The following is a 10203-nucleotide window of genomic DNA, read 5'->3' as shown; positions in this document are numbered from 1 at the left end:
GTGGGCACGGTTCGGGCCTCATTTATTGCCATCCTATATAGATGGGTCTACTCCTTGCACTTTGAGCGGTGCCGCATTGGCATAACTGTCCACTTCACGGAGTTAGATTTTGGGTGTAAGTCCGCAGAATGCGGGGATAGACACGCCTGCGCGACCTTTTGCCGCTTCGCTTGTACCAGTTCCCAGAATCTGCTCCATCCTCTGCTTCCGTTTTGGCGTGCATGAGCAACTTGCGCAAGAAGAGCTGTGCCGAAAACTTGAAGTCGGGTCCGTCGTCTGATCGCGCATCCGGACACGATACTCCGCGATGTCTCAGGCGGTAGAGTGGGTGGCAATTCATCCGCCTGCGGCGGATTCGAGTCCTGCTCGCGCAGCCATAGGAATTCCAATGCGAGAACCTGTCACTCATGACCGTTCTCGCACTGTACTTTTGTTTTGAATCACTCACGCCGCACCAGTCAGTCAAATTGACGCCGAGGGCAACGTAAACACAAACCTCCAGGAGTGAGTGTCGCTTCGCCACTCCCCTTAACGGAACCACGAGCGCAGATTCTTTCCTGATGCGATGCCGAGGTGTTAGATGGACAGGGGGAGTCCTTCATAGGGTAGGTAGTCTGCCGACCCCGTTCCGATCACTCTCATGCTTCTCTCGCACATAGAGAATACGTAATACCTCCGACGAAAGAGGCCGGAAGAATTATCAGGAACGGCGAGCAGCGTTTTTCATGGATTACTAGAAATACGCACTCCCTTTGCGCCATTTGCGCAAATTCCTGCTTTGTGACAGAATGCTTCTCTGGCTCGCGAGTTCCGGCAAGGCTATGTCTGACGAGTCGAAAGAGGCAAGCGCATGGCAGACAATGGCAACCAGACAAAGACACAGCTTACTGATGAGGTCCGGAAGCTGCGTGAGGCCGAAGAACGCTACCGGACGATCCTGGAAGATATACCCGTACTGATTTGCTGCTTCCGGCCGGGCGGCGAGATCACCTACGCGAACAATGCCTATTGCACGTTCTTTGCCACAACGCCCGAGAAGTTGGCCGGGACGTCCAATCTTTTTCGGATTCCGGAATCTGACCGGGAAAGTGTGAAGGCCAGCATCTCAGCGCTGACAGTCGAATCCCCGACCCAAACGCATGAACACCAAGTGCATTCGCCGGGCGGCAAGGTCCGCTGGCACCGATGGACCGACCATGCACTTTTTGATGCCGAGGGGAAGGCCGTTGGCTACATTTCCCTCGGAGAGGATATCACTGAGCACAAGAGGGATGAACTCCAGATCAAGCGATTCAAGGCCATTCTGGAGGCCGCTGAAGAGATATCCAATCAAGGTTCATGGGAATGGGATATTCGCGAGGATACGTGGACGTTCTCCGAGAACTGGCAGCGGATACATGGCCTTCATGCCTCTAGGATTACCCGCAAAGAACTCATGATGAGTGCGTATCCTGAGGATACGGCGCGAATCGAAGCAGCGTTTCAAGACGCTCTTGACGGGGCCAATCCCTATCGCCTTGAGCATCGGATTGTGCGCCAGGATAACGGAGAAGTAAGAGACATCCTGGCGCTTGGGCTAGTGGAACATGATTCCAGCGGTCGGCCAGTCAGGATGTACGGGGTAGCACAGGACGTCACCGAGCGGAAGCGGGTGGAGGAAGATCTCCGGGAGCTGCAGAGAAGAGACCGCGCATGGCTTGAGCATTCTCCGATATGCACCAAAGTCCTCGATCGCGATTTCAATCTGCAGTACATGAGCGCCGCCGGCGTACGCGAACTCGGAATGGATGACGTAACGAAGTACTACGGCAAGCCTTACCCGTTCTCCTTCTATCCCGTCGAGTTCAAAGCGCAAATGCGTGCAAACCTGAATCTGGCCAAGGAGACGGGGGAGGTCGTTCAGCAGGAAGGCTGCGTCGTGGACGTCGAAGGAAACGACCATTGGTACCACTCCACCATCGTGCCAATCTGCGACAACAACCAACTGCAATACATGATGGTCGTCTCGATCGAGATTACCGAACGGAAGCGCGCCGAGGAACACTTACGGGCGATTGCGGACTATACCTACGATTGGGAAAGCTGGTTCGCGTCAGATGGCCAACTGATGTGGGTGAACCCTGCCGTCGAGAAATTGACAGGATACAGCGTAGCAGAATGCCGAGCCATGTCCGACTATCCACTCCCCATCGTGCATGAGGTTGACCGTGCAGAGTTCGGAGCGCGCCTGCGGCGGGCCATTGCAGAGCAGACCTCAACGAGTAATCTCGAGTTCCGTATCTCCCGCAAAGACCAATCGGTCCGCTGGATGGGGGCTTCTTGGCAGCCGATTCGCGACGATCGGGACAAACCGATCGGACAGCGTACCAGCATCCGTGACATTACCGACCGGAAACGGATTGAAATGGCGCTGATTGAAAGCGAGGAAAAATACAGAAGGCTCGCAGAGAACTCTCCTGCCGTCGTCTACCAATTCCTGCTCACGCCGGATGGAAAGTTCTCACTTCCTTACATCAACGACAAGGTGTTAGACATACTGGGCGTCAAGGCCGAGACCGTGATGAAGGATTCATCGACGCTAATGGGGTTAGTCCACCCTGAAGACCAGGATAAATTCAGGAATGCCATTTCTAAGTCTGCGGAGCGCCTGGAGGCCTACCGTGAGACAATACGGGCTGTGCGAAACGACGGGAAAGTTCTATACATTGAAGCTACGTCGTTGCCAGAACGTAAAGAAGATGGGAGCACTCTGTGGGAAGGTTTCTTCGTTGACGTCACGGAGCGCAAGCAAGCCGAAGATGCGCTTTCGGAGAGAAACGCCCGGCTCCAAACCTACTTCGACCTGCCGCTCGTGGGGATCGCCGTGACCTCAGTCGAGAAGGGGTGGCTTGAGGTGAATTCGGGTCTCTGCACCATGCTCGGCTATTCCGCTGACGAACTCGTACACATGACCTGGCCTGAGATAACGCACCCTGACGATATCGCACTGGATCTTGCGCAGTTTGACCGGGTGGTGTCGGGAGAGATCGACAGCTATTCGCTGGAGAAACGGTTCGTTCGCAAGAACGGCGATATCATATGGGCTAACCTCTCGGTTGCTTGTGTTCGAAAGCCTGATCATTCCGTCAACTACTTCGTCGCCTTGCTCCAGGATATTACAGATCGAAAGCGGACTGAGGCGGAGCGTGAGCGCTTCATGTCGGCCATTGAACAGGCAGCCGAGGCGATTGTCATAACTGACTCGGACGGGACTATTGAATATGTGAATCCCGCATTCACGTCTGTCTCCGGCTACACCCGGGCGGAGGCCACCGGCCAGAATCTGAGCGTGCTCAAGAGCGGCAAGTACGATGATGCTCTCAATGAGCAGATCTGGGATACCGTGTTGGGAGGCGAGACATGGTCCGGTCGAATCGTCAGCAAACGAAAGAATGGAACTTCTTTCATAGAGGAGGCGACGATTTCTCCCGTGCGCGATGCTTCGGGAAAGACCGTGAACTTCATTGCGGTCGAGCGAGACATCACACGCGAGGTGGAGTTGGAGGAGCACTTGCGCCAATCGCAGAAGATGGAGGCCATCGGAAGCCTGGCTGGCGGGATTGCTCACGACTTCAACAACATACTTTGCACCATTCTGGGGTTTACCGAAATGGCCGCTGCCAAAATGGACAAGGGCAGTCCTTCTCGCGAGATGCTTGATGAAGTCAAGAAGGCCGCAGAGCGCGCCACTGAGTTGGTCGAGCAGATTCTGGCGATCAGTCGAAGGAAGGAAAGAGAATACGGCCCAATTTTGATTCATGCGATTGTAAAAGAAGCCCTCAAGATGTTGAGAGGCACGCTGCCCTCTACCATTGGCATTGTCCAGAACATTGACAAGGACTGCGGCCCTGTGATGGCCGACGCCACGGAAATCCACCAGATTGTCTTGAACCTCTGCACAAACGCCTACCACGCGATGCGCGAGAAAGGCGGAAGACTGTCGGTGGAGATGAGGGAGGTTTGCCTGATTGAAGATGAGGCGGGTCCGCACCCCGACCTTCGGCCTGGTCAGTATGTGCGGCTTGTTGTTGCAGACACAGGCAGCGGCATCGAGCCGGAGACGATGACCCGAATTTTCGAACCGTACTTTACAACCAAGGCAATGGGGGAGGGCACGGGGCTGGGTTTGGCCATTGTACATGGAATCGTTCACAGCTACGGAGGAGCTATCACGGTAGACAGCACGCCTGGCGAGGGAAGTACCTTCACGGTCTTTTTCCCGCGCGCCGCAGAGGAGGCACGATACCAGGTCGAGGAGGATGAGGCGGATGTAGAGGCAGGCAACGGTGAGCGAATCCTCGCAATAGATGACGAAGAATCTATTACTCGCCTGTACAGCCTGTTCTTGGAACACGCGGGATATCAGGTAGAACCGTATACTTCTTCCGAGAAAGCACTGGAGGTTTTCCGCGCAGACCCCAGCGCATTCGACCTTGTCATCACGGACCAGACTATGCCGAAGATGACGGGAGCAGACCTCAGCAGGAAGCTCCTCGAAATCCGCCCTGGCATCCCTATCATTCTTTGTAGCGGACACAGTGACCTTATTGACAAGGACGCTGCCGTGGCGATGGGTATTCGATCCTACCTCAAGAAGCCCCTCAATGCTCCACACCTGGCGAGAGTCGTGCGAAGACTTCTGGACGATCGCCAGGGAAGTGTAGAGGACGACGATATGGAGGATTGAGGCGCGTGGGCATTGGCATTGCCAACGCGAGTGCCGACTACCATCCCCAGCGTCAACCGGCCCTCGCCACCGCCAACTGACTACGCGAGGTCGCTTTGGCGTCCTCATAATGTTTCAACTGCAGCGGCCATGTCTTATCATCCCTGCAAATGGGGTGGCTACTAATTCGCCTGCGGCGGATAGGAGTCGCGACCTGTGCCGCTCTTGCCGAATCGCTCGGACGCAGCGCGAAAACTCAACGAGGATAGGACGTAGCCCTGAGCAAGGAGTTTTTGTGACACAACTGTCCGATAAACAGCGCGAATGCGTGCAGTCAGTAGCCGCGCGTCTCGGCAACGTTTCCGGCGTTCGCGCCGTGGTCCTCGGCGGTTCCTATGCGCGTGGATTAGCGCGGCCAGGCTCCGATATCGACCTTGGCATATTCTATTCTGAATCCGACCCTTGCTCGATTGACGAGATCCGCGCGCTGGCCGAATCCGTCAACGATACCCCTGCTCCCGTTGTCACCGGATTCTTCGAATGGGGACCCTGGGTGAACGGGGGCGCATGGCTTACCGTTGAGGGACAACGCATCGATTTCATCTACCGCAGTCTTGAGCACGTGGAGCGTGTGATCGCCGACGCGGAAGCCGGGCGCTACGAGCTCAACTACGAACAGCAACCCCCGTTTGGATTCTTCAGCGCGACGTATCTCGGTGAAGTCGATATCTGCGTTCCCCTCCACGATCCCGAGAGTATCCTCCCTCGACTAAAGCAACGCGTCGCCGTCTACCCCGAGCCGCTGCGTCAGTCCGTCGTTCGAAACTACCTCTGGGCCGCCGAGTTCGCTCTGGGCGCATTCGCCCGGAAGTATGCGACGCGCGGCGATAGCTACGGAACAGCGTCCTGCCTAACGCGCGCAATCAACTACATGGTCTTGGCGCTGTTTGCCCTCAATCGCAAATACCCGATAAACGACAAGACCGTTCTGGTTGAAACGGAGAGTTTCGATCACGTCCCCGCAGGCTTCATGCCGCGTGTCCAGAACATCATCGGGGCCACCGGCCAGTCTCCCGCCGAATTGCTCTCCGCCGTCGATGCTGTTGCGCAGCTTCTGACGGAATCGATTTCCCTGACTGACGGCATCTATCAGTCACGCTACACGCTGCCGACATAACCGAAATGCGGCGCGGGGCCAGCGGCGTCTATCTCGTGCGTGAAATATAACGAAACCCTGGCGCGGCATAGCCGCAACCAAATCGATTCAACCACCGATGAACGCCGATAAGAGAATCAATCGGGCTCGAATGACTTCAAACCACGGGGGACACGGGAAGCACGGGGAATGCAGACAAGCGCGCGAAGAGCTGGATCCATTAGAAGTAGAAACAGCGGATAGTGGCACATAGGGCACAGTAGACGGGAATTGGGATTTGACCACGAATCACACCAATCACACGAAAAGAAGGAACAATCAAGCCCGAATGATATCAGACCAGGGCGAGCACTGGAGTCACAGGGAATTGCGGTTGAATTGCGCTTGAATCCTTGCCTCAACAAAGCGGAAATGTACGGAATGAGGAGGCAACTTCTGCAAAATAACAAAGAAGATGACTGGTTGCAGTACGGATACGAACCTTCGCTTATCGTGGCCGCTCACTGTACTCGGGTGCGGAGCCTTCAGATACCCGCTGGCTCGGATACGCGGTATCAGCGTAACGGATGCTCCGTTGCTTGATATGCGCAATCGGATGTCCTTTCGACTTTAGCCGCTCCAACTCGCTGCGTATATACTTCCCGAGATCTTCGCTGTGCTCGGCGAGAATCTGCGCGCGTACGTCGTACAGTTCGTCAAGTATTCGGTTCCGCGCCATCGCTAAAACCAGTCCATGACCGAACGGTTACTCCGCGATCACCACATCCGCCACATACACCGCCGTCATCTTTGCACCCGCGGCGTCGGTCTCGTGGGTGGAGTACCAGGAAACCACGGCGTGTCTGGGGTCGAGTTCGACGAAGCCGGGATAGGAGCAGTCGCCGTCGCTGGGGAGTTGCGCAAACTGAACCAGTTTGTCGTCTACCAGCCAATACAGCACCATCCGCGAACCCGCGTCTGTGGACTTGCGTCCGCCGACGACCCAACGGCCGCCCCAGCGCGTCACCAGGGGACCGCCCACGTACTCCGTGAGTTCGGAGCGCGTCATTTCGGTGTACGGCGGCCGCGACTTAATCAACTGGGCGGGGCCCCGGCCTCTGCGGCCGATGGCGGTCATGTCGCCGTTCTCGTCGAAGATAAATGCCGTCTCATCGCCACTGACTTCTTGAAACAGCGAATGGTAGCGCCAAACCAAGCCGTCGTCGCTTTCGAGCATGGCCGATTCCACGATTTCCCCTTCGCCATTCACCTGGGCGAAATCCTTGTTGCGCCGTCCGCAGAGATACGCCTTGTCACCGAACGTTGCGGCGCGCCAGATGTAGTGACCGTAAGTCCCTTCCAACTGGCGCGGCCCCTGCCACGCCGTGCCGTCCGCCGTCCACACCGCGTAGCCGAGGTGCTTGTTCATGTCGTACTGATCCGTGGGCAGCGTGGTCTCGCCCGAATACCACGTCCCCGTGTACACGAAGAGCTGTCCCTTGAACGCGAGGAAATGCGGGTCCCGCGTATCGCGCAATGGCACGGAGAACCGGTGCACTTCTTGCCAGGTCCGCGTGTCCGTGCTCGACATCACGATGATGCACGACGAGGGATGCACCATGTGCCCATCGGGGCAACTGCGGAAGGTCAGCCAGAACCGATCCTGCCACCGGATCAGGTCGGTGAAGGCATTGTGCGGACCCTTGTCATAGACCCGCCGAACGTCCTTCACCTCCACCTGTGGCAGATTCTCGGGTTGTGCATACGCCCACTGCGCCGCACCCAAACAGGCCGCAACCAGAAGCCCCAACAATTGCGCTTTGCGATTCGTATTTGACTGCATGAATGCCCCTTTCGCCACTCCCCGATGACAGGTACCGCCACATCAATCGCGGCAAAGGCATCCCCCCTCTCCGCGCTTATTCGCTCCCATCTTACAAAGTCTGCTCACCGCATGCGAACGGTTCCGACGTCACCTCGGACTGTGCTGCACGTGGCGTCTATTTCAACACCCCGCAACGCTTATCCTGCCAATCGTCTCGCAACTCTTCGCTGAAATAGTGTATTAATGACTCCAGCGCGCTTGACGCGAGGAGCGTGAAACCAACGTACTGCGATACTCGCCCGATTGGACTTCTCGAAACCATCGGCAGGAGTATCGGCGGCGATCAGAGTCCCAATGACGGAGTTGTACGGGCATGCCTAGGTTCTTCTGCCTCACGTTTCTGACGCTTATTCTCTGTTTCGTGAGCGCTTCAGCCGCTCCCGAGGAAGAATGGAAACAAAAACTCCAAAATGCCGAAGCGCAGCTCACCGCAACCTACGCACAGGTGGAAGCACAGCTCGATCCCGCCCAGAAATTGAAGTTACAAGCGGCACAGAAAGCCTGGGAAGAGTACCGCAAGTTGGCAGTTGTCGCGTTTGCAAAAGAGATCGAAAATTACGCCTACAGTGGCGAGCAGGCGAATAGCGAGTTCTTGGCCTCTTTGACATGGTCGCGCGTGAGCCATCTGAAAAGGATGCTGGAACGCCGCGATCTAGTCGGGTCGGATGCGGAGTTTCGCGATGCGGACGACTCCATCAACAAGATGTACAGGGAGCATCGCCGATACCTTAACCGCGCGGGACAACGTGATACGCTGAAAGAAGCCCAACGTGCTTGGATTACCTATCGTGACGCGTCCGCCGAATCCGAGTCCACTGTCTGCCCAAACCGTACTTCCGCCGCGCTCCTCGTCAAGACAGAGCTAACGTATGAGCGCGCCTTCTTCTTGCAGACTAGAGGCTTTCGTCTGGGGCAGAACCTCTCCGGTGCGCCGACAGACATCGAAAGGGAAATGCGTCTTTCGCAGTTGTCGAGCGAGAGCGCCGATGTGCGGAAGAAGGCGCTCGATTACTTTGAAGCGAATGCTGCCGACTCCCTTCCGATACTCATTGCTCAACTTAAGCTCGGTATGCTTCCTCCAAGTGCAGCACCCATTTTCGAGAACCTTGGGGCGAAAGCGCTCCCGACTCTGCTGGAACTGCTAGATTCCAGCAAAGAGACCAACGAGACTCTGCCGAAGTTCCTTGCGGCCGTTGGCCCCGTGGCGATTCCTGAACTGCTCTCAAGGATTTCGAGCTCCAATTCCGCCGTGTCGCTAATGAGCATGAACGCATTGGCTCTGCTTGGGCCGAATGCAAAGGAAGCAATCCCGTCACTCTTGAGGATCATTGAGAACCCTGACGATGGTTCGCGAGAGCGGGCATGGCGGAGGAGTTGCGCTGCCCAAGCGGCGCTGAATATTGATCCAGACAACCCGGTAGTCGTCAAAGGGATAGTGGAAGCCTATATTGCGTTCCCAACGGGCTACGGGTATACCGCAGTACTCTGCAAGCTCGGTCCCGCGGCGAAGGCTGCATTGCCCACACTTATCAATAGAGGGCGTGATTCAGATGGTGACTTTGATGCCATGTTTGCGGTCCTCACAATCATCTCTCCAGAAGACACCGAATTGACTTCTTCTCTGATAGAAGGCTTAGTTGATCCGAATACGGTATTCTCGTATTGCTTTGGCGATGCCCTGGTGAAGATTGGCGACCATGCCGTCCCGCAACTGGAAGCACTGCTCCAAGGGGAAGACAAAGTGGCCGTTCGCCGGGCAGCGGCGACGCTTGTCCGATTCAAGCACCCTGCAGATACAGTAATCGAAAAACTTGTTTCTCTGTCGAAAAATGAAGACCCGACCGAAGCGGTCTATTTCATTGATGTTCTCAGCGCTGCCGGCGAATCGGCTAAGCCCGCCGTTCCAACATTGTGGGACCTTTACCGCAGCAATAGGCCGGGAGTAAGCGCCGCGGCGCTTCTCGCATTGCAGTCCATCAATCCCGATTCGCCTGATGTCAAGAAAGTGCAGTTACCTGCGGCTTTCGTCTTTGACCCCTACTATGACGCGAGATGCTACGCGGAGTCAGAACCCTTTGAACGAGTTCCTCGCCTTATGACGGAAGCGGATTTCAATAATGACGGGGCAATGGATATCGGCATCTCTGACTCAATGGGTAATCACGGTGCACCCTGGCAGCTTTACTTAAAGGTCGGAGAGCGCAAGTACAAGAAGATCGATGAACTCGATACGGTGTCGGGTATGGAGTTGTTCGTGAAGGAGAAAGGTGTTGGCTATTTGAAAACGTACCTTACCACGAGTGCAGCCACCGGAGTAGAAGCGCTGTATACAGTCAGCATGGACGGACTCAGATTGGTGAAATCGGTAGACTTGGAGTGGGCCGAAGGAAGAGCTCACCCTGTAGAGGCTAACGAACAACTCCCTGCACTCGAAGGATACACCAAGGTTGAGCTCAATGCCCATCCCATTGAGAAGGA

The 10203-nt window shown here is 56.0% G+C and carries 5 protein-coding genes; 3 read left to right on the top strand and 2 right to left on the bottom strand.

From position 1 onward, the window contains the following. Positions 1 to 850: 850 nt before the first annotated feature. Together K1Y02_22280 and K1Y02_22275 are read left to right on the top strand one after the other, a co-directional pair. Positions 851 to 4726, top strand: coding sequence for a PAS domain S-box protein (locus K1Y02_22280; protein MBX7259107.1), 3876 nt, complete (start codon positions 851 to 853; stop codon positions 4724 to 4726). 274 nt (positions 4727 to 5000) lie between these two features. Beyond that, the gene (locus K1Y02_22275; GenBank protein ID MBX7259106.1) at positions 5001 to 5882 is read left to right on the top strand and encodes a nucleotidyltransferase domain-containing protein; all 882 of its coding nucleotides are present in this window, start codon (positions 5001 to 5003) and stop codon (positions 5880 to 5882) included. A 466-nt stretch (positions 5883 to 6348) separates the two neighbouring features. On the opposite strand, the gene K1Y02_22270 is transcribed toward K1Y02_22275, so the two are convergent. Further along, positions 6349 to 6579, bottom strand: coding sequence for a hypothetical protein (locus K1Y02_22270; protein MBX7259105.1), 231 nt, complete (start codon positions 6577 to 6579; stop codon positions 6349 to 6351). 27 nt (positions 6580 to 6606) lie between these two features. Continuing rightward, positions 6607 to 7683 (bottom strand): hypothetical protein, encoded by a 1077-nt coding sequence (locus K1Y02_22265; GenBank protein MBX7259104.1) that lies wholly within the window; start codon positions 7681 to 7683, stop codon positions 6607 to 6609. A 355-nt stretch (positions 7684 to 8038) separates the two neighbouring features. Between K1Y02_22265 and K1Y02_22260 the strand changes: the two genes are divergently transcribed. Continuing rightward, a partial coding sequence (locus K1Y02_22260) for an LprI family protein (protein ID MBX7259103.1) occupies positions 8039 to 10203 on the top strand: 2165 nt, incomplete at its 3' end.

The organism is Candidatus Hydrogenedentota bacterium, assembly GCA_019695095.1.
Classification (GTDB): Bacteria; Hydrogenedentota; Hydrogenedentia; order Hydrogenedentales; family SLHB01; genus JAIBAQ01.
The sequence above is the reverse complement of the archived record's forward strand: the minus strand, read 5'-3'. Positions and strand labels throughout refer to the sequence as shown.

Coding starts and splice junctions, on each gene's coding strand:
- K1Y02_22280 (MBX7259107.1), top strand. CDS start 851: ATGGCAGACAATGGCAACCAGACAAAGACACAGCTTACTGATGAGGTC.
- K1Y02_22270 (MBX7259105.1), bottom strand. CDS start 6,579: ATGGCGCGGAACCGAATACTTGACGAACTGTACGACGTACGCGCGCAG.
- K1Y02_22265 (MBX7259104.1), bottom strand. CDS start 7,683: ATGCAGTCAAATACGAATCGCAAAGCGCAATTGTTGGGGCTTCTGGTT.